Here is a 24,273-nt window from a genome sequence, read left to right on the forward strand (position 1 = left end):
ATTTTCTCACAAAACCTTTGTTTCGTCCAGTCATATTTGATAAAATTTTGCCATAAAACGCATAATATTGGTAGTTATTCCGGCAGTATTGCATGCCTAACTGTCAAATATTTCTGGCAACTACTGTATGTATGTGATAATATATTAGCAAGTTTAACCTTGGAGGTATATTTTTCATGAATGCATCTGTGGATTCTGTTTTTCCAGAAAAATACCGCATTCTCAGCGGAAGCGCTCTGAAGATGATCGCGGTCATCACCATGCTGATCGATCATATCGGAGCTGTGCTGCTCAGTATGTATCAGCCCGCACAGAAAATCCTGTTTACACTTTTCGGCAGAGAATATACTGTATATCTTATTTTCCGCGATATCGGAAGAGCTGCTTTTCCCATCTTCTGTTTTCTCCTGCTGGAAGGCTTCCGGCATACGCGGAGCCGGTTCCTCTATGGAAGAAATCTCCTTCTTTTTGCGCTGCTCTCAGAAATTCCGTGGAATCTGATGTTTACAAATACGCTGCGTTACGAAAGACAAAATGTGTTTTTTACGCTTTTCCTCGGATATCTGGCCTTTTGTGCCATCGAATATTTCCAGACCAGACCTTCGATGCAGCTTCTCTGCATCCTGGGACTGCTTGTTGTTTCCATTTTTCTGAAAGCAGACTATGGATGGCGGGGGTATATCTTCCTGCTGATCATGTACTATATGCGAGACGATAAGCCAGGCCAGGCAATCCTCGGAAGCTGCTGGCTTTACTATGAATGGAGAGCCTCCTTTGCCTTTCTGTCCATTAACCTGTACAATGGAAAAAGAGGCTTCATCCGCGGAAAATCAGCAAAATATTTCTTTTACTGGTTTTACCCAGTCCATATTATAGGACTGGTCATACTTCGACAGCTTTTGTTTTTATCTTAATCCCGCCCGCTCCCGGTCGGTTCATCCTTCCACGACCAATACTGTTGCATCCAGCACCCCATCAAAAAAAAGCTGCACTCTCTCAAAAGTGCAGCCTAAATGCGTGTCCAGAAGAATCTGTTTCTTATTTTTTCTTTACGATCTCTTTTGCATTTTTATAAATGGAATCTGCAGGAACACATCCACGTACCGGTGACAGCGGGTAGATATTAGAATTCCGTCCGATCACAGTACCGGGATTCAGCACAGAACCGCATCCGACTTCAACATGATCTCCGAGCATCGCTCCGAATTTCTTAAGACCGGTTTCGATCTTTTCATCCCCGTCTTTTACGACAACCAGCTTCTTGTCTGATTTTACGTTGGAACAGATCGATCCGGCACCCATGTGGGACTTATATCCCAGCACAGCATCTCCAACATAATTATAATGAGGAACCTGAACCTTGTTAAACAGCACTGCATTCTTAAGCTCTGTGGAATTTCCCACAACTGCGCCCTCACCAACGATAGCCTTGCCGCGGATAAATGCACAGTGGCGCACCTCGGCGTCTCTGCCAATGATAGCCGGTCCGGTGATACTTGCAGTCGGCGCAACTGTAGCGGATCTTGCGATCCATACATTTTCGCCCTTCTCCTCATATTCAGAAGGATCCAGTGTTTTTCCCAGCTTAATAATGAAATCTCCGATCTCCGGAAGAACCTCCCACGGATAGGTTTTTCCCTCAAAAAGCTCTGCTGCAATGGTCTCATTCAGATCCAGCATATTGCTGATAGTAAAATCTTTCATCATGATGATCTCTTTCCTCCCTGTCCGGAAGCCCGCTCCGGCTTCCTGTAGTTTACAGCGGCCGCATCAAAAAACTGCCGCAGGTTATACTGATAATTGCTTGCCTCCACCTGCCGGGTACGTACCCGCACAAAATGCTCCAGCTTGTCCATATATTCCTGTTCCGTGATGCTGCCCTCTGCCACATAGGTGAGCCCCTTTTCCCAGCTTGCCGTAAGCTCCGGGTTCAGAAGCTGCCGGATAGAACAATTTACCACATCAAAGATCATTTCCCCAAGAAGCGTTGGAGTGATCACCTGGGTCTTTTTGTTCAGTGCCAGATATTTGATGTTAAAAAGCTTCTTCAGGATCTCGGCACGGGTAGCACTGGTGCCGATCCCGCTTCCCTTGATCTGGGCTCGAAGCTCCTCATCCTCGATCAGCTGTCCTGCATTTTCCATGGCAAGGATCATGGAACCGGAATTGTATCGTTTGGGCGGTGAAGTCTCACCCTCCTTGATACTCAAACCGTTCACAGGAAGTATATCACCCTTTTTCAGCTTCTGCAACGCCTCCAGGAGCACAGTATCACAGGAAGCCTCGTCTTCCTCTCCATTTCCGTTTTTCTCACTGTCTGAAGCCCTTTTCCGCGAAAAAGAATTCGTGGCAATCTTCAGATAGCCTTCTTCTTTGAGAACCTTAAAGGATGAAAAGAATGCCTCTCCGTCCAGCTTCGTCACAAGACTCACCTTCTGATAAACGGCCGGCGGATAAAAAATACATAAAAATCTCCGTACAATGGTCTCGTACACACGCTGTGCGGTAAGAGACACATTTCCCAGCGCGTTCAGTCCCTGACCGGTAGGAATGATCGCGTAATGGTCTGTGATCTGCTTGTCATTCACATATCTGGTCTTTGCAATGCTTTTCCAGGATTCCATCCCCAAAACCTCTGCCGCCGCAGCACCGGCCTGCTGATAATTTCGAAGACCGGATATATTCTTGTATATCTCCTTGGCCACTGCCGTGGAAAGAACTCTGGCATCCGTTCTCGGATAAGTCACCAGCTTCTTCTCATAAAGCTCCTGTACGATCCGGAGTGTCTCGTCCGGACTGATCTTAAACAGCTTTGAGCACACATTCTGAAGCTCCGCCAAGTTAAAAAGAAGCGGCGGATTTTTGTTTTCTTTTTTTCGTTCCACCTTTTCCACAATACAGGAAAGGGGCTGGTTCACCATCAGCTGATCGATCAGCATCTGTGCATGCTCTTTTTTCCTGAAGCCGTTTTCTTTATAAAGATACGGGGACTGGAAATACCGGCTGCCTTCCACAGCTCTCCATTCACCGTCAAAATTTTCGCCTGCAAGTCCAATGCTGCCAAGGACACGGTAAAACGGTGTCTTCACAAAGACACGGATCTCCCGTTCTCTCCGCACCACCATGCCAAGAACACAGGTCATCACACGCCCAACTGCAATGGCCTGATATTTGGAATGGAGATAATTGGTGACACTGCTTCCGTAGCGCAAGGTCAGAACTCTGGAAAAATTGATTCCCATAAGATAATCTTCCTTTGCGCGGAGATACGCAGATGCTGCCAGATTATCATACTCCGAGATATCCTTCGCTTCACGGATTCCTCTTAAGATCTCTTCCTCTGTCTGGGAATCGATCCACACACGTTTCTGGACTTTCCCCTTTACTCCTGCCATCTGGGCTACCAGACGGTAGATATATTCACCCTCACGTCCGGAGTCGGTACACACATAAATGGTATCCACATCCGGCCGGTTCAGCAGTCCTTTTACGATCTCGAACTGCTTTTTGACCCCGGGGATCACTTCATATTTAAATTCGCGCGGCAAAAAAGGCAGGGTATCAAAACTCCACCTTTTAAACTTGATATCATATTTTTCGGGATAGCTCATGGTAACCAGGTGTCCTACACACCAGGTTACCACAGAATCATCAGATTCCAGATATCCGTCTTTTCTCTGACCGTTGATTTTCAAAGCCTTCGCAAATTCCTGTGCCACGCTGGGCTTCTCCGCTATGTATAAAGCCTTTGCCATACTATTTATCTGCACTCATCTTTCTAAGCGGCCATGCCAGAAGCACACCTCCGCCAACTATATTTCCCAGTGTTACGATCACCATGCTTTTAAGCATAGCGCCGACAGACAATCCTGGCACCATACAGAATGCAACTGTAAAAATACCCATATTTGCAATACAATGCTCAAATCCGCTGACAACGAAACCTGAAATACAGATCACGATCATCAGGAACTTGCCTGACTCACTCTTCAGCTTAATGCCGCAGAGAACAGCAAGACAGACGAAGAAATTACAAAGTACCGCACGGAAAAACATCTGTCCTGCCGGAATACTCAGTTTTCCGTTTATAAATCCGGCAAAATAATCTGCTGTACCGGACGCTCCGGCACCTACAAAGATCAGCGCCAGGATCAGGCATCCCACAAAATTGCCGATGTAACTGATTCCCCAGACCTTGCCAACATCTTTCCATGATACGCTCTTGTCATACGCACCAAAAGCCATTACCAGATTGTTACCGGTAAACAGCTCTCCTCCTACCATTGCGATCAGCAGGACCGCAATAGAGAACACGATGGCTCCAAGGAATTTCCCCCATTCCGGGAATGTCTTGGAAAATACATTTCCAACAACGTTACTGTAGATCATCGCCACATCAATAAAAAATCCGGCCATGATCGCCCGCATAAAGTATTTTCCGAAATTGCTGTTCAGTAAGTTTATCTTACCCTTCGCAGCGGTTGACAGTTTCTCTACATCCTCCCTGTTCATAAATAGCACCTCCACATATTTTAGCAAGCGTGGCACTTTGTTGCTGCTTCTTTGTTCACAGCAACACGCTTTCCGGAAATCTGCTTGTTATATTGTAACACTTTACTAATTATTTAACAATAAAAATGCGAAAATTTTCAAAAATTTCCGTTTTGTTACATACAACAAACAATATCCGTTTTATACCAGAACACGATAGATGCCATCCCAGGCCAGTTCCTTTTTTTTCAGGAAATTTTCTGTTTCCTCCTCTGATTGCTCCACGCATTTCCATGCCAGTCCGCACTGGGCACTGATCTCTGAAGGGATCGGGATCAGCCTTCCCGGAAATTCAGATTCCCTGGCCATTTTTTCCATTTTCATGGCAGCCGTGGTTGTGGAAAATGTCACAACTGTAGTAATTACTTTTCTGCGCATATCTCCTTTGTTCCTTCCACATACGCAAAAACAGGACACCGGAAAAACCGATATCCCGTTTCTGACGATTTTCTTTATTTCCTGTAAAGGATCCAGTTCTTATTTAGCCTGGATATATCCTTTCGCTTTCAGAGTTTCTGCACAGAGAACTGCTCCGCCTGCGGCACCTCTTACTGTGTTATGGGAAAGTCCGATGAACTTGTAATCATAAACAGTATCCTCACGAAGACGTCCTACAGATACTCCCATTCCATTCTCATAGTTTACATCCATCTGTACCTGCGGACGGTTGTCCTCCTCAAGATACTGGATGAACTGCTTCGGAGCGCTTGGAAGCTCAAGCTCCTGCGGAAGTCCCTTAAACTCAACCAGCTTCTGGATCAGCTGCTCTTTGGTAGGTTTCTTGCGGAATTTAACGAATACAGCTGCTGTATGTCCGTTGAGGACCGGAATACGTACACACTGGCATGTGATGACAGGTGTGGTGGCCGGAGCGATCACGCCGTCCTCGATCTTGCCCCAGAGTCTTAATGGCTCCTTCTCACTCTTCTCTTCCTCACCACCGATGTACGGAATGATGTTGTGCTCCATCTCCGGCCAGTCCTTGAAGGTTTTTCCTGCTCCGGAAATAGCCTGGTATGTAGTGGCAACTACTTCATACGGCTCGAACTCTTTCCATGCGGTAAGTACCGGAGCGTAGCTCTGGATAGAGCAGTTCGGTTTAACAGCTACAAAGCCGCGTTTTGTTCCGAGACGTTTCTTCTGGAATTCGATAACCTCAAAGTGCTCCGGATTGATTTCCGGAACTACCATCGGAACGTCCGGTGTCCAGCGGTGTGCGCTGTTGTTGGACACAACCGGTGTCTCTGTCTTTGCATATTCTTCCTCGATCGCCTTGATCTCATCCTTCGTCATATCAACTGCGGAAAATACAAAGTCAACAGTAGCTGCAACCTTCTCAACCTCGTGGATATCCATAACAACCAGCTTCTTTACTGCCTCCGGCATCGGAGTATCCATTTTCCATCTGCCGCCCACAGCCTCCTCGTAGGTCTTGCCTGCGCTTCTCGGGCTTGCCGCTACAGTAACCACCTCAAACCACGGGTGATTCTCCAGAAGAGAAATGAATCTCTGACCAACCATTCCAGTTGCACCTAAAATACCGACTTTAAGCTTTTCACTCATAATAAAACTCTCCTCATCTCGTGTCCCTCCATGGCACACATTTGTCTTTTCTGTAAATACTATACCAATTTTTCCTAAAATGCAAGCATTATCTTAATTTTTTTCAAGATATTCTTTATTCTGAGCGATCACCTGCTCCATCACGTCCGGTCCCGGCGCTCCCAGAGTCACACGTTTTTCCACGCAGGTCTTCATACTGATGGCTTCATAGATGTCCTCCTCAAACACAGGACTGATCTCTTTGTACTCGGAAAGCGGAAGCTCATCCAGAGAGATTCCCTTATCCAGACAGAGAAGGACCAGTCTTCCGACGATGCCGTGAGCATCACGGAACGGTACACCGTGGTTAACCAGATAGTCTGCTGCGTCTGTGGCGTTTGTAAAGCCTCTCTTTGCACTTGCCTCCATGTTGGCTTTGTTGAACTGCATAGTGGAAACCATGCCGGTAAACAGGGCGATACAGCCTTTTACGGTGTCGATGGCATCAAAGGTCAGCTCCTTGTCTTCCTGCATATCTTTGTTGTATGCAAGCGGGATTCCCTTCATGGTTGTGAGAATAGATGTCAGCGCTCCGTAAACACGGCCTGTTTTTCCACGGACAAGCTCTGCGATATCCGGATTCTTCTTCTGCGGCATGATACTGCTGCCTGTGCTGTATGCGTCATCGATCTCAACGAAACGGTACTCATTGGAATTCCACAGAATGATCTCCTCTGAAAAACGGCTCAGATGCATCATGATTGTAGAAAATGCACTGAGAAGCTCGATGACATAATCTCTGTCAGATACGGAATCCATACTGTTTCTGGTTGGTGCATCAAAGCCGAGAAGCTCTGCAGTATAGGCACGATCCAGCGGATAAGTGGTTCCTGCCAGTGCTCCCGCTCCAAGCGGACAGGTATTCATTCTCTTACGGATATCAAAAAGTCTGTCACGGTCTCTGCGGAACATCTCAAAATATGCGCCTACATGGTGTGCCAGAGTTACCGGCTGTGCCTTCTGAAGGTGGGTAAATCCCGGCATGTAGGTGTGAACATTCTCTTCCATGATCTTCTGCAGGGCAAGAAGAAGGTCCTTCAGCTCCTTATCTGTCTCATCGATCTCGTCGCGGACATAAAGCTTCATATCCAGAGCTACCTGGTCATTACGGCTTCTTCCTGTGTGAAGCTTCTTTCCGGCATCTCCGATACGGTCGATCAGGTTTGCCTCCACGAAGCTGTGGATATCCTCATACTCCGCTGTGATCTCCAGCTTGCCTGCTTCCACGTCTGCAAGGATACCGTCCAGTCCTTCTGTGATCTGCTCCTTTTCTTCCTCTGTCAGGATCCCCTGTTTTGCAAGCATGGCAACATGTGCCTTGCTTCCACGGATATCCTGTCTGTAAAATTTTTGATCAAAGGAAATGGATGCGTTAAAATTGTAAACCAGCTTGTCCGTTTCTTTTGTAAAACGGCCTCCCCATAACTGTGCCATATTGATTCTTCCTCACTTTTCTTTTTTGCGGCAGAACTATCTTCTCCGGACATACACGAGCTCCGTCTCCCGGACGTCTGCACTTTTCTGTGTTAGTGTAACATATTTTTATAAAAATGCAAAGTTTTTCATAATTATACGTTTGCTGTCTTCAGCCGTTGTTACTGTTCACTCGGTTCTCAGTAACCAGCCGTTCTCTGTCCATGGCTTCTTTCTTTGAAAATACACAGCCGCAGTAATTCTGCCGGTACAGAGCATGCTCATGAGACAGCTCAATAGAACGCTTGTAGCCATTCTTTTTCTTAAAATCTGAAGTCAGATGTGGCACTTTATAGATTTCTGCCAGCTCCTCGCCAATCTCATTGATCTTCTGTGCATTTTTCAGCGGACTGATACTTAATGTTGTGGTGAAATAATCATATCCTCCCTCCTTCGCCAGCTTTGCCGCCTCTTCCATCCGCAGGCGGTAACACCGAAAGCACCTCTCTCCTCCTTCTGGAACATCTTCCAGGCCTTTTGCCATTTCATAAAATTCCTTCGGGTCATACCGGCCCTCCATAAGAGTTACCGGATGGACAAATTCCATCTCCCCGATCAGGCGGCGGATCTCAGCCACGCGGTGTGAATATTCCTCCAACGGTGCGATATTGGGATTATAAAAAAATATCGTGATCTCAAAATACTGCGACAGATATTCCATCACATAGCTGCTGCATGGCGCACAGCAGGCATGCAGAAAAAGTCTGGGGGTTTTCCCTTCTTTCTGGTTTCTTTCAATCAGTTTATCCAGTTCTTTCTGGTAGTTTCTCTTGTTCAATGTTTGTAATTCCTTTCTCTATGACCGTTTTCAGGCAGACATCAAAGTATGCATCTCTGCCATTGGCCTTCTCATGTTTCAGACATATGATAATATTATACCATTATCTACGAAAAGGAGGCAACATCCATGAATCCTGTCCTGAAAGTGCGGGACGTGTGTCTCTCCTATCACACATTGTCCGGTGAGACACCCGCCCTTTCTCATATATCCTTTGACCTGATGCCCGGTGAATTCCTGTCCATTGTAGGACCTTCCGGATGCGGAAAATCCACTCTTCTGAATCTCATTGCCGGCCTGCTCACTCCTGAGCACGGTTCCATTACTCTGGGAGACCGTCCGGTATCCTCCGGCAGTGCCGCTGTAGGATATATGCTCCAGAAGGATCATCTTCTGGAATGGCGGAGCATCTACAAAAACATCCTTCTCGGCCTGGAGATCCGGAAAGAGCTCACACCTGAAAAACTGGCACATGCAGAAGCCCTTCTTCAGACCTACGGTCTGGACCGTTTCCGTGATGCCCGCCCTTCCCAGCTTTCCGGCGGAATGCGCCAACGTGCCGCTCTGATCCGGACCCTGGTGCTGGAACCGGAGCTCCTTCTTCTGGACGAACCATTTTCCGCTCTGGATTACCAGACACGCTTAAATGTCAGTGATGATATCGGAAAAATCCTCAAAAGCTCCGGCAAGCCTGCGATCCTGGTCACTCATGACATCTCCGAAGCCATCAGTATGGCCGACCGGGTACTGATCCTTTCTGCACGTCCTGCCACTGTACGAAAGATCATTGATATCGATCTGGATATCAGCGACCGCACTCCCCTCTCCTCCAGAAATGCTCCGGATTTTAAGAAATATTTTAACATCATATGGAAGGAGCTCAATGAAAATGCCTGAAATTTCCAAACAGCAGAAACAATATCTTGCACGGCAGAAAAAAGAAAAACACATTATCCTGGCTGCACGAACACTTCTTTTTGTTCTGTTTATGGGACTTTGGGAAATATCCTCTGATCTTGGATGGATCGATTCCTTTATCTTCAGCAGTCCTTCCCTGATCGCAGAGACCTTTCTTTCCATGTGCAGGGATCAGTCCCTGTTTGCACATATTGCCGTGACACTGGCAGAAACTCTTGTCAGTTTCTTTTTTGTTGTGATCCTGGGCGTAGGAACCGCAGTACTTCTCTGGTGCTCCCGACGGATCGCACGGATCCTGGAGCCATGCCTGGTGGTACTGAACAGTCTCCCGAAATCTGCTCTGGCCCCTCTTCTGATCGTATGGCTTGGTGCCAACGAACGTACCATTGTGGTCGCCGGCATGTCTGTAGCCATCTTCGGTTCCGTTATCAATCTGTACTCCGGCTTCTGCCAGGCAGATCCGGAAAAGCTGAAGCTGATCGAAACTCTGGGGGGACACAAAAAGGAAAAGCTTCTGAAGATCGTCCTGCCCTCCTCCATTCCTCTTATCCTGAGTGTGATGAAGGTCAACATCGGGCTTTGCCTGGTGGGCGTGATCATCGGAGAATTTATCGGTGCCCGAAAAGGCCTGGGATACCTGATCATTTACGGAAGCCAGACATTCAGACTTACATGGGTCCTGATGTCCATTGTGATCCTCTGCATCATTGCCATGCTGCTGTATTTTGCACTTTATCTTATTGAAAAACAGGTCCGGAAGCATTAGCTGTAAAAAGGGCGTGTAAAAATGATCTCTCATTTTTTACACGCCTCTTTTGCTCTTATAACCTTTGTTTCAAAGTTTTCCCACGGCAAAGGCCGTGCATAATAAAAGCCCTGGATCTCATCGCAGCTCAGGCTTCGCAGGATCTCCACCTGTTTTGCTTTCTCCACGCCCTCGGCAAGAACCTTCATTCCAAGTCTGTGTGCCAGCGAAATGGTATGACGGATTACCTGCTGCCCACGAAAATTCTCTATGTAATCGATCAGACTTTTATCCAGCTTCAGAGTATCGAATGGCAGCTGGTTCAGGCTTGTCATAGATGAATAGCCGGAGCCAAAATCATCCATATGCAGCTCGAATCCTGCATCCACCATCTTCTCTATGAGCTTACTGATCCGATCATTATACAACGCAGCAGTTTCTGTCAATTCAATGGGAACAGAAGAAAACGGAATGCCATTTTCTTCCACGATCTTCACATAACGACAGATCATATTATCGTAATGGATACTGGCACGTGACAGATTCACCGAAATCGGAAGTATCTTTTTCCCTGATCTTATACGTTCCCCCTGGATGCTGCATACCTTTCGGAAAACATATTCATCAAGGCGTACGATCAGACCATCCTTCTCAAAAAGAGGGATAAATTCTCCCGGCGAAACCATAGTTCCTTCCGCTCTCTTCCAGCGCACCAGTGCCTCCGCCCCAACGATCTCTTCTGTCTCCACACTGTATTTCGGCTGCAGGTAGACTACGAATTCTTCATTGCGTATAGCCTCCACGAAAGCATTCTCCATCTGTCCGTTACGGATATGCCTCTGTCTCATCTCATCATCATAAAAAGCGATCTGGTGCTCATAGTCATCCCGGATACTCTTCATGGCCAGAAAAGCCCTGTCACAGATCAGGGTAAAAGGCAGTGTCTTATCCACATTCTCATAAACCCCATAGTTGACCACCAGATTAGGAATCGGCGCTCCGCTCTCGACCCTGTGGATAAATTTCTCCATATCTGCCATACGGATCTCTTTCTTTCCATATATGATGGCTACAAACTGGTCTCCTCCATATCTGCCCACCGTCCCGTAGCGAACCTGATTTCTATACGTATCTCCCAGATAGGTAAGAACCTGATCACCGGTCTTCTCTCCATAGGTTCCGTTGATCCATTTAAAGTTCTTTATATCTGCCACCACCACATGAAAATCCTGATTCGTATTAAAGCGCATCAGCGTCTTTGCATGATGGAAAAAGGCCTGTCTGATATAAAGCCCTGTAAGATCATCATATTCCAGAGCTGAGAGTACCATCACGGGCTCTCTCAGCTTGATCACATTGTTGATCTTACTTTTTAATATACGGACATTATACGGTTTCCGTACAAAATCCACTGCTCCCAGTTCCAGACATCGCACCTCATCCTCCAACCGGTTACTTCCGGTTATGATGATCACAGGCACAGAGGTCAGCATCACATCATCACGGATCAGCTCCAGAAACTGAAATTCATCACATACCGGCACACTCATATCAAGAAGAATTGCAGAAAGGGTTTTGTAATTCTCAGACAGACGCTTCATCCCCTCTGCTTCATTCATCGCAGTGATAACCTCAAAACTGCCCTCCAGATGTTCTGTAAGCGCTTTCCGATCCGTCTCGTCATTCACTACAATAAGAAGTTTTCTTCCGGATGCTGTTCCTCCTGGTTCCAGTATGGCCTCCATCTCACTGTACCGTACATCCATATCCTCATTGGCAAAAGCAAACACCACGGTCTGAAAATCCTCAGCCGTTCCTACCCTGGCACATTTCACATAGAAATATTCAATCCTCCCGTTGCTTCGGCGTACACGATAATGTACCATCAACTGGGGAATCCTTGTAAGACGTTGGCATATCTTCTCAAAATCCATCATCTGATGCATCCGGATCCTGTCCTCTGCCGCAACACTGCTCTCAATATAAATATCCATGATCTTCTCATAGGATTCATCCCTGCGAAGTCCCTCCTCCCCATAAGCTCCACTCTGCCCCTGGAAGCGGCATACCTGGACCTTATGAGTCTCTCTGTCAACAGAGTAGATATTGATAAAATTTTTTCCGAGAACATTAATGATCCCCATAAGAATCGGATTCTCCATCATTCCGCTGCTGATCTCATCATTCGTCTCTGTATCCGAAAAAACAAGGGCATGTCCTGTCCCGCCGGATTCCAGCGGAATCTCCACAGCATCAACCGAACGCAGGATATTCCGTCCCGGTTCCAGATAATTCTTCGGACCTTTGATCCCGTTAACGACCGGACAGATCTCACAGGGAGTTTCTCTGTTTCTCAGACAGTGATAGCATTTCTCGCCCCTCTTCAGCTGCGGATAGATCTCACGTGCTGCCAGGTTATAGCTGATAATCTTATAATCCTCATCTATGACATACATTCCCGATGCATTTTTCCCCACGAGCATCACCTCCGGATTCGTAAATTTCTCATAGATCCTTCGTGACAGTTACTGTCTCAAAATCCTTAAATATTCCTTCATTATATACGATTTTTCTGATAACTGCAATTATCTTTCGTATTATTTATTTTTCATATTGGTTTTATTATATTTCGGTTATCAGCGCATCTGAAAAGATTTCCCCCTGAGCGGAACCCCGGCAAGCTCCGCAAGCCTTTTGATTCCGGAATCTGCTATGGATACCGCACTCTCCACATGATTGAAATCTGTGGCACTGTAATCAAACAGGATATTTCCCTGTGCTTCAAACTCCTCGTCCCGTTCCCAGAAAAAGAATCTCATAGGCATACAGTCAAAGGCCCTGATCTCATATCCCACATCACCCTGGGGCAGTTCCCTGCCGTCAAGCTTCTGAAACGCCTCCCTCAATTCCTTTTCATGGCCGGAAAATGTAGCACTGAACACATCCGTCTCTCCGATCTGATACGCCGGCGCAAATGGTCTTGCATTCCTGAGATCTGCAAAAGGGACCCACTTATCCATAATAAAAGCCCCCTCTTTCGCATACCCCAAAAGCGTATAAATATTCAGCATCTCCGTAGTATCCGGTTCTCTCTGTCCATCCAGGCTCCGGATACTGCCGTCTTCCAGACTCACCCCATATCTTCTTCCGAAATGAATGATCGTGAGAAACCCGTTTTCTTCCTTCAGTTCCGGCACCCGTTTATGCAGATCTGCCTGATCCATCTTCAAAAAGCGTTGTGCCCACTCTTCACATAGTTTTACATAGTTGGAAATTCTTTCTTCTTTCATCCTGTCTTCTCCCTGTCTGATATCGATATCCTTTCTCCGCTGTATTCCGGACTTTTTTTACAGAATACACTGCTTTCACATTTTCCGCAAGAATCTTCGCCGATGTATCCGAAATCCGGCTATTTTCAGTGTTACTGTTTTTTCAGCATCCCGGAACCTTCTTAAACGTTTCTTTTTTTCGACAGATCATCCATCAATTTTCCCAAATCCGTCTAATTTCCCAATATAAAAATAACGTTTTTTTGCACAAAAAACTGGATTTTCTTTTTTAAAAGGTGTATAATATTAACAAAGTTTATTGTTTTTATGGTTAAAGACACCTGGCAGTAAACAAGAAATGAAAGTGAGGATTCGCCATGAAACAAAACAGTATGTTAGCAATGATCCTGGCCGGTGGAAGAGGAAGTCGTCTTCACGAGTTGACGAATAAAGTTGCCAAGCCAGCCGTTGGTTATGGCGGTAAATACCGTATCGTGGATTTTCCGCTCAGTAACTGTGCCAACAGCGGCATTGATGTCGTAGGTGTACTGACACAGTATGAATCAGTTTTACTGAACAGCTATGTAGCAGCCGGTGGCCGCTGGGGACTTGATGCCAAGGACAGCGGAGTTTATGTACTTCCTCCACGTGAGAAGGCTGATGCCGGTCTGGATGTATACCGTGGAACAGCTGATGCGATCTCTCAGAATATTGATTTCATCGACTCACAGAACCCGGAATACCTTCTGATCCTTTCCGGTGACCATATCTATAAGATGAATTATGCAAAGATGCTTGATGACCATATCCAGCATAAGGCAGATGCGACTATTGCAGTTATCGAGGTTCCCATGAAGGAAGCCAGCCGTTTCGGTATCATGAACACCGGTGAAGATGACCGCATCGTGGAATTTGAGGAGAAACCGGAACACCCGAAGAGCAATCTTGCCTCCATGGGTATCTACATATTCAACTGGAAGCTTCTGCGCAAGCTCCTGCTGGCAGATATCAAGAATCCGGATTCCAACCACGATTTCGGTAAAGACATCATCCCTACACTCCTTGCACAGGACAAAGCACTCTACGCCTACAAGTTCAAAGGCTACTGGAAGGATGTAGGAACCATCGATTCCCTCTGGGAAGCAAACATGGATCTTCTCAGTCCAAACAGTGAACTGGATCTTAACGATCCTACCTGGAAAATCTACACTGAGGATGCTACCTCTCTTCCACAGTATATCTGTGATACAGCTGTGATCAACACTGCTTTCATCACTCAGGGCTGTGTTGTAGAAGGTGAGATCACCAACTCCGTACTTTTCACAGGCGTCAAGGTCGGTCCTGGTGCCAAGATCATCGACAGTGTCCTGATGCCGGGTGTTGTTGTTGAAGCAGGTGCCGTTGTCCAGCGTGCTCTCGTTGCAGACGGAATCGTGATCGGTACCAATGCTCGTGTCGGTTCCAAGGACAGTGAGCACATCGAACTTGTATCAAAACGTGTAAAGGGGGCTGAGTAATATGTTTAAAGCATTTGGAATCGTGAATTCCTCAGAAAGAAATATCCATGTGGAGGGGCTTCAGGACTACCGTGCGATCGGCGCCTTTTCATTTCTCGGAAGATATCGTGTCATCGACTTCCCGATCTCAAATATGACCAACAGCGGAATTGAGTACATTCAGGTCTATGTAAAGAACAAACCCCGTTCTCTTGTAGAACATCTCGGAACCGGACGTCACTACAACATCAACTCCAAGAGCGGTAATCTCCAACTCCTCTTTTCAGAGCATTCCGGAGTCAACGATATCTATAACACCGATATCGACAACTACTACTCCAATCTGGAGTGCATCGAAGCAGTTCATTATCCGTATGTTGTTATCGCTCCGAATTACATGATCTACACCACCGACTATTCCAAGCTGATCGATGCCCATATCGAATCCGGTGCAGATGTGACCATGCTTTATCATTCCGTTGATAATGCCAAGGAGAACTATCTGAACTGCCACATCCTGAACCTGAACCGTCAGAAGGGTGTTCTCTCCATTGAGCACAACCACGGCAATGCAAAGAACCGCAACATTTTCATGGATACCTACGTAATGAGCAAGGAGCTTTTCATCAGCCTCATCCATAAGGCAAAAGAGATCTCCTCTCTTTATACCCTTGCAGACGTGATCAATGCCGGCTGCAGAGACGGTGAGCTGGATGTGCGTGGTATATCTCATCGCGGATATTTTGCATCGATCACTGATTTCAAGAGCTATCACGATGCAAATATGGATCTGATCGACTACAAAACTGCAACCGATCTTTTCCATGATAACTGGCCGATCTATACACGCACCAACAACTCCTGTCCGACCCATTATTTTGACACAGCCAATGTTTCCAACTCCGTTATCTCCAACGGCTCCATGATCGAGGGAACTGTAGAAAATTCCATTGTCGGACGTGGCTGTACCATCAAAAAGGGCGCTGTTATCAAGAACTGTGTAGTTCTTGCAGACTGCACCATCGGTGAGAATGTCCATATCGAAAATCTGGTGGTAGACAAGCATGCCAAGATCACGCATGCCAAGGAGATCATCCGTCCTGCGGATGAGCCTGGCTACATCAAACGTAACGATACACTGTAATATTCATATATAATAAGGCCTCCGGTTCCTGTGTTACGAACCGGAGGCCTTATTTATCTCTGTACTCAGCTAAGCATATGGATCCATCATTTCAGAACAGACTGGATCCATTTCAACGCATTATCCTTATTCTTCACGTTACCCGGAAGGCAGATACACACCGGATCATATCTCAGGCCAAATTCCTGAGCAACACTACTACTGCCGTCAAGCTCCAGATGCTGATCATCCACAGCGCCCAGAGACTCAAACACCTCATCTCCAAACGTTTCCCTGAGATTTGCATACATTCCGCTATCTTTCTCATGTTCATAGAGTTCCTTCGGCATGATCAGGACATCAACGGTAGCACTCTGGATTTCCGTCACATATGCGATCCTGGCATAGTAATCAAAATCCTCTCCTGTCTCGTCCGTCATCAGATTCTGCGCCACACTGACTTCTGCATATTTATCCTCTGTTCCCAGTGTCTTCAAAACATCCTCTTCCACCTTCTCAGAGTCATAATTCCCTGCATTCACCACCGCAATGGAAAGCACCGTCTTCATCTGTGCGTGACGATAAATATTCACTCCCAGACAGACTCCGCCAATGGCAAGAAGCACGCACAGCATATGTATCTTATAATACATCCAGATATACTGAATCTTCTTACCTGTTCCCATTCCCTTCAGTTTCTCTCTTTCGATCCGGCGGCGTTCCTTCTTCGTAAGATCAGTTTCGTTGGGCATCTCCGGATTCAGTACACTCTCATCGTGTCCGTCACTGCCGGCCTCCGCTCTGTTTTGTAAATCCATAAAACTCTCCTTTGTCTTTCATGTCTCAGTATTTTTTACCCTGAAGCGGGATATTCCAGTCGCTTTCCCCGCATCCTCCGGGTGGGTGCTGTGACTTATCAATAAAGGATATTTTAGCATATTTTGGTACAAAATCACAGCGCATAAATATGAAAATACCATAAACTCTTCTATTTCCGACAGATCCTCATTCCATATCCATACATTACCGCCACAGCAGTCACAAGAACACAGACCATCACCGGTCTCATCCACAGATATAAAAGATTTTTCTCAATTCCAGCTGCCACAGCCACATCCTTCAGGATATCCGCCACACAGAGATGGAACAGATAAATAAAAAATGCATATTTCTGACCGATGGCTACCGGAAGCTCGGGCACTTTCCGATTCTTTCCCATGATCGCAATGAGAAAAAGGCCAACAGCCATAAATACTGACCCCAGAAACAATTCCAGTTTGCCAAAATACCGGTATTCCAGCAGACTTGCAATCCCGCCGCCAGCTACCATGCCATACAAAAGAAGCACTTTTTTTCCGGCAAACCAGGCTTCCAGCTTTTCCTGATGTCTGTGTATCAGATGTCCCAACATAAAAAACGGAAATCCGGTAAACAGATAGTTTCGAAATTGCATAACACGGAAATGCTTTTCCGGGAACAGGAAGGTCGAAAATTCCTCCATTCCGAAATGGATCAGAAGAAGCACCGGTATCAGAACATATGCCTGCTTACAAATCCGGAATCTTGCTGCCAAGGCAAAAAGAAGATAACAATAGAGCAGTGCCGGGAGAAACCACAGATGCCATTTCACCTGAGAGCTGTTATTATATAGAAGAAACTGGCGGATATGTTCCCCCGAAACCAGGGCTTCCAGCCATTCCTTCTGGCTTGCTCCGTCGATGTAATTCTGGATCAGCTCCCACAGACAGCAGACCGGAAATGCCACAAGCATCAGCTTCAGAACATGCCGGATCTTTTTTCCGGTTCTTATAAATTCCGTATCATCGCCACGGAAACAAAAATATCCGGATACCATAAAAAACACAGGTACTGCAAATCTAGCAAGTACATTGGCTATGATTCCGGCATTTCCCGGAAAATGGACGTGAAGAAGCACAACTGCATAAGCACAGATCGCCTTTACCATATCCAGAGTACGGTTTCGCATAAAAATTACTCCTTTTTATATCGAACGCTTATCCCGGAAATATGATTCCGGGGTTCCTTTTTTTCGAAACGATATACTAACAAACCAGCAGAATTTTGTCAATGCTGTTTTTCTCCTGTACGGTTTGCTCTTATACGTTTTACTCTTGTACGGCTTCCGGATCTGAATTATAATTCTTTTATGACTTCTATGACAGGATGTTTGTTATTTCCTCAGAAAGGATTCTATTTTTTATGAAAAAAGACGGCTACTATTCTTCCGGCGAATTTGCACGCATGGCACACGTAACTCTGCGTACTGTCCGCTATTATGATAAACAGGATATCCTGAAACCCTCTCTCGTCACCGAATCCGGCGCACGTTTTTATACAGACGAGGATTTTGCAAGGCTTCAGCAGATCCTCCTTCTGAAATACCTGGGCTTTTCCCTGGATGACATCCGGGAAATGACCATCGGTGATTCCGATTATCATTTCATGCTGAATTCTCTGAATATTCAGCTTCGTCTGGTCCGTGACCGGATCGAACAGATGCAGCTGGTGGAAAAAGCGATCCAGGATACCGCACAGATGATAAAGGAACAGCACACCATTGACTGGAGCCAGATGCTGAACCTGATCCACCTGACCGGCATGGAAAAAAGCCTCAAGAATCAGTATCAGAATGCCACCAACATTTCCTCCAGGATCAACCTCCACAGCCTGTACTCCCAGAACAAACAGGGATGGTTTCCCTGGATCTTTGAGCAGTGCCGGATCTCACCCGGTCTTCGTATTCTGGAGCTGGGCTGCGGGGACGGAACGTTATGGACCGACAACCTTTCCCTTCTGCCGGAGGATATCTCCATCACACTTTCCGATATTTCCAGCGGTATGCTCCGCGATGCCAGACGAGCCATCGGTTCCTCGGATACCCGGTTTGCATTCCGGGCCTTTGACTGCCGAAAAATCCCATGCAAGGACGAAAGCTTTGATCTGGTGATCGCCAATCACGTGCTTTTTTACTGCGATGATATTCCCTCCGTCCTGAAGGAAGTCCGCCGTGTCCTCGCTCCCGGCGGAAGATTTCTCTGCAGTGCTTACGGAAAGGCACATATGCAGGAGGTCAGCCAGCTGGTGCAGGATTTTGATGAACGGATCGTGCTTTCCGCAGACCGGCTTTATGAACGGTTCGGACGTGAAAACGGACAGAGTATCCTGGCGCCTTTTTTCCCAAAGGCTCAGTGGCTTTCTTATGAAGACTGCCTTCTGGTCCAGGATGCGGAGCCGCTGATCTCCTACGTCCTCTCCTGCCACGGCAACCAGAATCAGTATATATTGGACCGTTACAAGGAATTCCGAGCCTACACCGCCAGAAAAACTGCCAAAGGATTCCGCATTACCAAGGATGCCGGCGTATTTCTTTGTGAAAAATAGCCAAAAATAAAAAATATGAAAAAAGCTCTTGAAGGTGACCTTGCGTCACCTTTTATAATACAGTTACAGTAACAAAGTTATGTGCAGGCACGACTTATGCTGCACATCATCACGCAAAGGAGAAAACATATGAAAGGAATTATTTTAGCCGGAGGCTCCGGAACACGTCTTTACCCGCTTACCATGGTGACCTCCAAACAGCTTCTGCCGATCTTTGACAAACCGATGATCTACTATCCTATGTCTGTTCTTATGAACGCAGGCATCCGTGATATCCTGATCATCTCCACCCCGCAGGATACCCCGAGATTTGAGGAGCTTCTCGGTGACGGCCATCAGTTCGGTGTCAACCTTACCTACGCTGTACAGCCAAGCCCGGACGGACTTGCTCAGGCATTTATCATCGGCGAGGAATTCATCGGCAACGACACCGTATGTATGGTCCTTGGTGACAACATTTTCGCAGGACATGGCCTCAAAAAGCGCCTGAAAGCTGCTGTAGACAACGCAGAAACAGGCAAAGGTGCCACTGTTTTCGGATACTATGTAGATGATCCGGAGCGTTTCGGCATCGTGGAATTCGACCAGAACGGAAAAGCGGTTTCCATTGAAGAGAAACCGGAAAAGCCAAAAAGCAACTACTGTGTAACCGGTCTCTACTTCTACGACAACAAGGTTGTAGAGTACGCAAAAAATCTGAAGCCAAGCGCAAGAGGCGAGCTTGAGATCACAGACCTGAACCGTATCTACCTTGAGAAGGGACAGCTGAACGTTGAGCTTCTGGGCCAGGGCTTCACATGGCTGGATACCGGTACACACGAAAGCCTTGTAGAGGCAACCAACTTCGTAAAAACCATGGAGCAGCATCAGCACCGCAAGATCGCATGCCTTGAGGAGATTGCTTACTTAAACGGCTGGATCACAAAGGAGGACGTGCTCAAGGTTTACGAAATCCTTAAGAAAAACCAGTATGGCCAGTATCTCAAGGATGTTCTGGACGGAAAATATCTGGACGCGCTTCACTAAGCCGATCTGATTTTCCGACACTGCATTTACCTGCGGACTCCGTTTCGACGGAATCCGCATAAGATCAATCATTTATTATAATAAAGGAGATTTTTTATGACAATCATCGTTACCGGCGGCGCCGGATTTATCGGAAGCAACTTTATTTTTCATATGATGGAGGCTCATCCGGATTACCGTATCGTATGCCTGGACTGCCTGACCTATGCCGGAAACCTTTCCACTCTTGCACCGGTCATGGACAAGCCGAACTTCCGCTTTGTAAAAGAAAGCATCACAGACCGTGACGCTGTTTACAAGCTTTTCGAGGAGGAGCATCCGGACATCGTGGTAAACTTCGCAGCTGAGAGCCACGTAGACCGTTCCATCGAAAACCCGGAGGTATTCCTTGACACCAACATCAAGGGTACTGCTGTTCTCATGGATGCCTGCCGTAAATACGGAATCCAGCGTTATCATCAGGTTTCCACAGACGAGGTTTACGGAGATCTTCCTCTTGACAGACCGGACCTCTTCTTCACAGAGGAAACTCCGATCCATACAAGCAGCCCGTACAGTTCCTCCAAAGCAGGTGCTGACCTTCTTGTTCTCGCATACCACAGAACCTACGGCCTGCCTGTGACCATCAGCCGCTGCTCCAACAACTACGGCCCGTATCACTTCCCGGAAAAGCTGATCCCGCTGATGATCGCCAACGCTCTGAACGACAAACCACTCCCGGTTTACGGAAAGGGTGAAAATGTCCGCGACTGGCTCTATGTTGAGGATCACTGCCGTGCCATCGACCTGATCATCCACAAAGGACGTGTAGGCGAGGTTTACAATGTAGGCGGACATAACGAGATGAAAAACATCGATATCGTAAAACTGATCTGCAAGGAGCTTGGCAAACCGGAAAGCCTGATCACACATGTAGCAGACCGTAAAGGCCATGACATGCGCTACGCCATCGACCCGACCAAGATCCACAACGAGCTTGGATGGCTTCCTGAAACAAAATTCGCAGACGGAATCAAAAAGACCATCAAATGGTACCTTGACAACAAGGAATGGTGGGAAACCATCATCTCCGGTGAGTATCAGAACTACTACGAAAAAATGTATGGAAACCGCGAGGAGGTTAAAGCATGAGATTTTTCGTAACAGGTGTTGGCGGCCAGCTTGGCCATGACGTAATGAATGAACTGTCCGGCCGTGGACATGAAGGCGTAGGAAGTGACATTGCTCCTTCCTACAGCGGCATCGCTGATGGTACTCCTGTTACCACCATGCCTTATGTGCAGCTTGATATCACAGATAAAGAAGCGGTAGCAAAAACCATCCGTGAGGTAAAGCCTGATGCAGTGGTACACTGTGCCGCATGGACAGCCGTAGATGCTGCAGAGGACGAGGAAAACCGTGAAAAGGTACGTCTTGTCAATGTTGTAGGAACACAGAACATTGCGGACATCTGCAAGGAGCTTGGTATCAAGATGATGTATATTTCCACAGACTACGTTTTTGACGGCCAGGGAACCACACCATGGGATCCGGACTGCAAGGACTACGCTCCACAGAACGTATACGGTCAGACCAAGCTTGACGGTGAGCTGGCCGTATCCGGCACTGTAGATAAATTCTTTATCGTACGTATTGCATGGGTATTCGGCAAAAACGGCAAAAACTTTATCCGTACCATGGTAAATCTGGGAAAAACCCATGACAAGCTTACCGTAGTCAGTGACCAGATCGGAACTCCGACCTACACCTACGACCTTGCACGTCTTCTGGTAGACATGGTCGAGACAGAGAAATACGGCTACTATCACGCAACCAACGAAGGCGGCTTCATCAGCTGGTATGATTTCACTAAAGAGATCTTCCGCCAGGCTGCTGCCCTCGGCCACAAGGAATACGAAAAAGTAGAGGTATCTCCTGTCACAACTGCAGAGTACGGCATTTCCAAGGCTGTACGTCCATTCAACAGCCGCCTGGATAAATCCAAGCTTGTAAAAAACGGCTTCCAGCCACTTCCAACATGGCAGGATGCCCTGGAAAGATATCTGAAAGAGATCCTGTAAAAAAAATCCATCGGTGATCGCCGGTGGATTTTTTTCGTTCTGTTTCTCATGAAAAAACAGCCGTTGGAAAGCTTTGATATGATACCTCTAAAGTAGACAGATTAAATATAAAAATCTGTTACTTTGGAGGTATTTTTCATGCCAAAATCAAAACATTCACCTGAGTTTAGAGCTAAAGTATCGCAGGAATATCTGGATGGTATAGGTTCTATTCAGTTCCTTGCTGATAAATACAGTATAGGATATTCAACACTAAAAGGATGGATTAATGAATATCAAATTCATGGGATAGCTGCATTTTGTCATCCATCGAATAGAAATAGAACTTATTCAAAGGAGTTTAAACTCCGATGCGTAGAAGCAGTTCTAAATGGAGAAGGGACTGTTGACGATATCATCGCTAAATATGCAATATCTAGTCGTTCTGTTTTGCGAAGTTGGATTAAGGTGTATAATGCCAATAGAGAGTTCAAGGATTATAATCCAAAACGGGAGGTCTATATGGCAGAGGCACGAAGAAAAACAACACTTGAGGAACGAAAAGAAATCGTTAATTATTGCATCAACCATAATCGTGACTATAAGAATACAGCTACAAAATTCAATGTTTCTTACGGTCAGGTCTATTCTTGGGTAAAGAAATATGATAGTGATGGGGAATCCGGATTAACTGACAGACGCGGTCAACGTAAAACAGATGATGAAGTAGATGAATTAGAACGTTTGAGACGTGAAAACTTACGACTAAAGCGTCAGCTGGAAGAAAAGGATATGGTTGTTGAATTGTTAAAAAAAGTGAAAGACTTCGAAAGGATGTGAGGCTGGGTAAGGTTCGTCATGAATCAAAATATCTTGCGATAGAATATTTTCATACAGAGAAAAACTGGAGTATTGGATGGATGTGTAAACATTTGGAGGTCGCAAGAGCTGCTTATTATAAATGGCTACACCGTGAAACACCTGAGGATGAAATGGAAAACATCAAACTTGCAGAGCTCATTAAGGAGTATGATGAACGCTTTAGTCATATCTTAGGGTATCGGAGAATGACTTCTTGGATCAATCATTTTAATCAAACAAAGTACAGCAAAAATAGAGTTCACAGAATTATGAAAAAACTGGGAATCCATTCCGTTATACGAAAAAAGAAGAAAAAATATAGGAATGCCAATGCAGATGAAACAACACAAAATATATTACAAAGAGATTTTTACGCAACTGCACCCAATCAAAAATGGGCTACTGATGTGACTGAATTTAAAGTGCCAGGTAAAAAAAAGAAGTTGTATTTAAGTGCCATTATAGATCTGTATGATAGATATCCTGTGTCATATGCTGTTAGTGCCAGAAATGATAATAAATTAGTATTTAAAACTTTTGATAAGGCAATTGCGTTGAACCCCTGTGCAAAGCCGATTTTTCATTCAGATCGGGGATTCCAGTATACCAGCAAAATGTTTAAAAAGAAACTTGTAAAACAAGAAATGAGACAATCCATGTCTCGGGTTGGACATTGTATTGATAATGGACCAACAGAAGGTTTCTGGGGAATTATCAAAGCAGAAATGTATCAGATGTACGAAATAACTGATGAATCCTCATTAAGATTTGCAATAAAGGATTATATAAGATTTTATAGTGAAGAACGTCCACAGGATAGGTATTGCTGCAAAACACCCCTAGAAGTACGTCAAGAAGCACTGAAATCTGACATACCAGTAGAATATCCTATTCCAGAAAACAAACGAATTAAAAAATATAAAGAGAAATGGTGTGCATAAAAATACCTACACTCCAAAATGAAATGTAGGTATTTTTGTCGCTTACCTT

General features: G+C 45.9%; 22 protein-coding genes. 11 read left to right on the top strand and 11 right to left on the bottom strand.

The window, feature by feature from the left end:
- The first annotated feature begins 176 nt into the window (after positions 1-176).
- Entirely contained in the window at positions 177-914 is a 738-nt protein-coding gene (locus CCC17_RS10430; protein ID WP_173739923.1) for a TraX family protein, read from the top strand.
- Between the two features lie 124 nt (positions 915-1,038).
- Here CCC17_RS10430 and CCC17_RS10435 read toward each other — a convergent pair whose 3' ends face one another.
- The 7 genes from CCC17_RS10435 to CCC17_RS10465 form a co-directional block, all read right to left on the bottom strand.
- On the bottom strand, positions 1,039-1,707 hold the full coding sequence (locus CCC17_RS10435; protein ID WP_021651109.1) for a transferase: 669 nt from the start codon (positions 1,705-1,707) through the stop codon (positions 1,039-1,041).
- Complete coding sequence (locus tag CCC17_RS10440; protein WP_215638509.1) at positions 1,704-3,755, bottom strand: DNA topoisomerase; 2,052 nt, start codon at positions 3,753-3,755, stop codon at positions 1,704-1,706. Before CCC17_RS10440 ends, CCC17_RS10435 begins: the two co-directional genes overlap by 4 nt.
- Before the next feature lies 1 nt (position 3,756).
- Positions 3,757-4,512, bottom strand: coding sequence for a formate/nitrite transporter family protein (locus CCC17_RS10445; protein ID WP_173740673.1), 756 nt, complete (start codon positions 4,510-4,512; stop codon positions 3,757-3,759).
- Between the two features lie 180 nt (positions 4,513-4,692).
- Positions 4,693-4,929, bottom strand: coding sequence for a DUF3343 domain-containing protein (locus tag CCC17_RS10450; protein WP_279030647.1), 237 nt, complete (start codon positions 4,927-4,929; stop codon positions 4,693-4,695).
- Positions 4,930-5,028: 99 nt separating this feature from the next.
- Positions 5,029-6,114, bottom strand: coding sequence for an aspartate-semialdehyde dehydrogenase (asd, locus tag CCC17_RS10455; RefSeq protein WP_287083041.1), 1,086 nt, complete (start codon positions 6,112-6,114; stop codon positions 5,029-5,031).
- A gap of 93 nt (positions 6,115-6,207) precedes the next feature.
- Positions 6,208-7,587 carry an argininosuccinate lyase gene (argH, locus tag CCC17_RS10460; RefSeq protein WP_015525719.1) on the bottom strand — a complete coding sequence of 460 codons (1,380 nt, stop codon included), beginning with the start codon at positions 7,585-7,587 and terminating at the stop codon, positions 6,208-6,210.
- A 151-nt stretch (positions 7,588-7,738) separates the two neighbouring features.
- A complete protein-coding gene (locus tag CCC17_RS10465; RefSeq protein ID WP_173739925.1) occupies positions 7,739-8,404 on the bottom strand; it encodes an epoxyqueuosine reductase QueH in 666 nt (221 codons plus the stop codon).
- A 129-nt stretch (positions 8,405-8,533) separates the two neighbouring features.
- On the opposite strand from CCC17_RS10465, the gene CCC17_RS10470 reads away from it, so the two are divergent.
- Both CCC17_RS10470 and CCC17_RS10475 read left to right on the top strand, forming a co-directional pair.
- Positions 8,534-9,301, top strand: a complete 768-nt coding sequence (locus CCC17_RS10470) for an ABC transporter ATP-binding protein (protein ID WP_144094139.1) — start codon at positions 8,534-8,536, stop codon at positions 9,299-9,301.
- Entirely contained in the window at positions 9,294-10,088 is a 795-nt protein-coding gene (locus CCC17_RS10475) for an ABC transporter permease (protein ID WP_287083163.1), read from the top strand. Before CCC17_RS10470 ends, CCC17_RS10475 begins: the two co-directional genes overlap by 8 nt.
- A 29-nt stretch (positions 10,089-10,117) precedes the next feature.
- Here the strand turns inward: CCC17_RS10475 and CCC17_RS10480 are convergent, their stop codons facing one another.
- On the bottom strand, positions 10,118-12,544 hold the full coding sequence (locus tag CCC17_RS10480; RefSeq protein ID WP_287083042.1) for a two-component system response regulator: 2,427 nt from the start codon (positions 12,542-12,544) through the stop codon (positions 10,118-10,120).
- Positions 12,545-12,703: 159 nt separating this feature from the next.
- Positions 12,704-13,357 carry a DUF3786 domain-containing protein gene (locus CCC17_RS10485; protein WP_015525717.1) on the bottom strand — a complete coding sequence of 218 codons (654 nt, stop codon included), beginning with the start codon at positions 13,355-13,357 and terminating at the stop codon, positions 12,704-12,706.
- 356 nt (positions 13,358-13,713) lie between these two features.
- On the opposite strand from CCC17_RS10485, the gene CCC17_RS10490 reads away from it, so the two are divergent.
- Positions 13,714-14,853, top strand: coding sequence for a glucose-1-phosphate adenylyltransferase (locus CCC17_RS10490; protein WP_287083043.1), 1,140 nt, complete (start codon positions 13,714-13,716; stop codon positions 14,851-14,853).
- 1 nt (position 14,854) lies between these two features.
- The gene (glgD, locus tag CCC17_RS10495; RefSeq protein ID WP_015525715.1) at positions 14,855-15,976 is read left to right on the top strand and encodes a glucose-1-phosphate adenylyltransferase subunit GlgD; all 1,122 of its coding nucleotides are present in this window, start codon (positions 14,855-14,857) and stop codon (positions 15,974-15,976) included.
- An 86-nt stretch (positions 15,977-16,062) separates the two neighbouring features.
- Here glgD and CCC17_RS10500 read toward each other — a convergent pair whose 3' ends face one another.
- Entirely contained in the window at positions 16,063-16,773 is a 711-nt protein-coding gene (locus CCC17_RS10500; protein ID WP_022426270.1) for a hypothetical protein, read from the bottom strand.
- Positions 16,774-16,943: 170 nt separating this feature from the next.
- A complete protein-coding gene (locus CCC17_RS10505; protein WP_021651097.1) occupies positions 16,944-17,942 on the bottom strand; it encodes an acyltransferase in 999 nt (332 codons plus the stop codon).
- A 233-nt stretch (positions 17,943-18,175) separates the two neighbouring features.
- On the opposite strand from CCC17_RS10505, the gene CCC17_RS10510 reads away from it, so the two are divergent.
- The 6 genes from CCC17_RS10510 (at position 18,176) to CCC17_RS10535 (ending at position 24,224) form a co-directional block, all read left to right on the top strand.
- Positions 18,176-19,357 carry a MerR family transcriptional regulator gene (locus CCC17_RS10510; protein WP_021976536.1) on the top strand — a complete coding sequence of 394 codons (1,182 nt, stop codon included), beginning with the start codon at positions 18,176-18,178 and terminating at the stop codon, positions 19,355-19,357.
- Between the two features lie 129 nt (positions 19,358-19,486).
- Positions 19,487-20,383 (top strand): glucose-1-phosphate thymidylyltransferase RfbA, encoded by an 897-nt coding sequence (rfbA, locus tag CCC17_RS10515; RefSeq protein WP_015525711.1) that lies wholly within the window; start codon positions 19,487-19,489, stop codon positions 20,381-20,383.
- 96 nt (positions 20,384-20,479) lie between these two features.
- A complete protein-coding gene (rfbB, locus tag CCC17_RS10520) occupies positions 20,480-21,514 on the top strand; it encodes a dTDP-glucose 4,6-dehydratase (protein ID WP_015525710.1) in 1,035 nt (344 codons plus the stop codon).
- On the top strand, positions 21,511-22,443 hold the full coding sequence (rfbD, locus tag CCC17_RS10525) for a dTDP-4-dehydrorhamnose reductase (protein ID WP_287083044.1): 933 nt from the start codon (positions 21,511-21,513) through the stop codon (positions 22,441-22,443). The genes rfbB and rfbD overlap by 4 nt, the downstream gene beginning before the upstream one ends.
- Positions 22,444-22,581: 138 nt before the next feature.
- Complete coding sequence (locus tag CCC17_RS10530) at positions 22,582-23,262, top strand: helix-turn-helix domain-containing protein (protein ID WP_173717586.1); 681 nt, start codon at positions 22,582-22,584, stop codon at positions 23,260-23,262.
- Positions 23,259-24,224 (top strand): IS3 family transposase, encoded by a 966-nt coding sequence (locus CCC17_RS10535; RefSeq protein WP_173717587.1) that lies wholly within the window; start codon positions 23,259-23,261, stop codon positions 24,222-24,224. The genes CCC17_RS10530 and CCC17_RS10535 overlap by 4 nt, the downstream gene beginning before the upstream one ends.
- Positions 24,225-24,273: the final 49 nt, after the last annotated feature.

The sequence above is a fragment of the Blautia sp. LMAG:36 genome, from assembly GCF_008680535.1.
Classification (GTDB): Bacteria; Bacillota; Clostridia; order Lachnospirales; family Lachnospiraceae; genus Blautia_A; species Blautia_A fusiformis.

Bases quoted from the DNA above. Each gene is read 5' to 3' on its own strand.
- CCC17_RS10430 (WP_173739923.1), top strand. From the start codon at position 177: ATGAATGCATCTGTGGATTCTGTTTTTCCAGAAAAATACCGCATTCTC.
- CCC17_RS10435 (WP_021651109.1), bottom strand. From the start codon at position 1,707: ATGATGAAAGATTTTACTATCAGCAATATGCTGGATCTGAATGAGACC.
- CCC17_RS10440 (WP_215638509.1), bottom strand. From the start codon at position 3,755: ATGGCAAAGGCTTTATACATAGCGGAGAAGCCCAGCGTGGCACAGGAA.
- CCC17_RS10445 (WP_173740673.1), bottom strand. From the start codon at position 4,512: ATGAACAGGGAGGATGTAGAGAAACTGTCAACCGCTGCGAAGGGTAAG.
- CCC17_RS10450 (WP_279030647.1), bottom strand. From the start codon at position 4,929: ATGCGCAGAAAAGTAATTACTACAGTTGTGACATTTTCCACAACCACG.
- asd (WP_287083041.1), bottom strand. From the start codon at position 6,114: ATGAGTGAAAAGCTTAAAGTCGGTATTTTAGGTGCAACTGGAATGGTT.
- argH (WP_015525719.1), bottom strand. From the start codon at position 7,587: ATGGCACAGTTATGGGGAGGCCGTTTTACAAAAGAAACGGACAAGCTG.
- CCC17_RS10470 (WP_144094139.1), top strand. From the start codon at position 8,534: ATGAATCCTGTCCTGAAAGTGCGGGACGTGTGTCTCTCCTATCACACA.
- CCC17_RS10475 (WP_287083163.1), top strand. From the start codon at position 9,294: ATGCCTGAAATTTCCAAACAGCAGAAACAATATCTTGCACGGCAGAAA.
- CCC17_RS10485 (WP_015525717.1), bottom strand. From the start codon at position 13,357: ATGAAAGAAGAAAGAATTTCCAACTATGTAAAACTATGTGAAGAGTGG.
- CCC17_RS10490 (WP_287083043.1), top strand. From the start codon at position 13,714: ATGAAACAAAACAGTATGTTAGCAATGATCCTGGCCGGTGGAAGAGGA.
- glgD (WP_015525715.1), top strand. From the start codon at position 14,855: ATGTTTAAAGCATTTGGAATCGTGAATTCCTCAGAAAGAAATATCCAT.
- CCC17_RS10500 (WP_022426270.1), bottom strand. From the start codon at position 16,773: ATGGATTTACAAAACAGAGCGGAGGCCGGCAGTGACGGACACGATGAG.
- CCC17_RS10505 (WP_021651097.1), bottom strand. From the start codon at position 17,942: ATGCGAAACCGTACTCTGGATATGGTAAAGGCGATCTGTGCTTATGCA.
- CCC17_RS10510 (WP_021976536.1), top strand. From the start codon at position 18,176: ATGAAAAAAGACGGCTACTATTCTTCCGGCGAATTTGCACGCATGGCA.
- rfbA (WP_015525711.1), top strand. From the start codon at position 19,487: ATGAAAGGAATTATTTTAGCCGGAGGCTCCGGAACACGTCTTTACCCG.
- rfbB (WP_015525710.1), top strand. From the start codon at position 20,480: ATGACAATCATCGTTACCGGCGGCGCCGGATTTATCGGAAGCAACTTT.
- rfbD (WP_287083044.1), top strand. From the start codon at position 21,511: ATGAGATTTTTCGTAACAGGTGTTGGCGGCCAGCTTGGCCATGACGTA.
- CCC17_RS10530 (WP_173717586.1), top strand. From the start codon at position 22,582: ATGCCAAAATCAAAACATTCACCTGAGTTTAGAGCTAAAGTATCGCAG.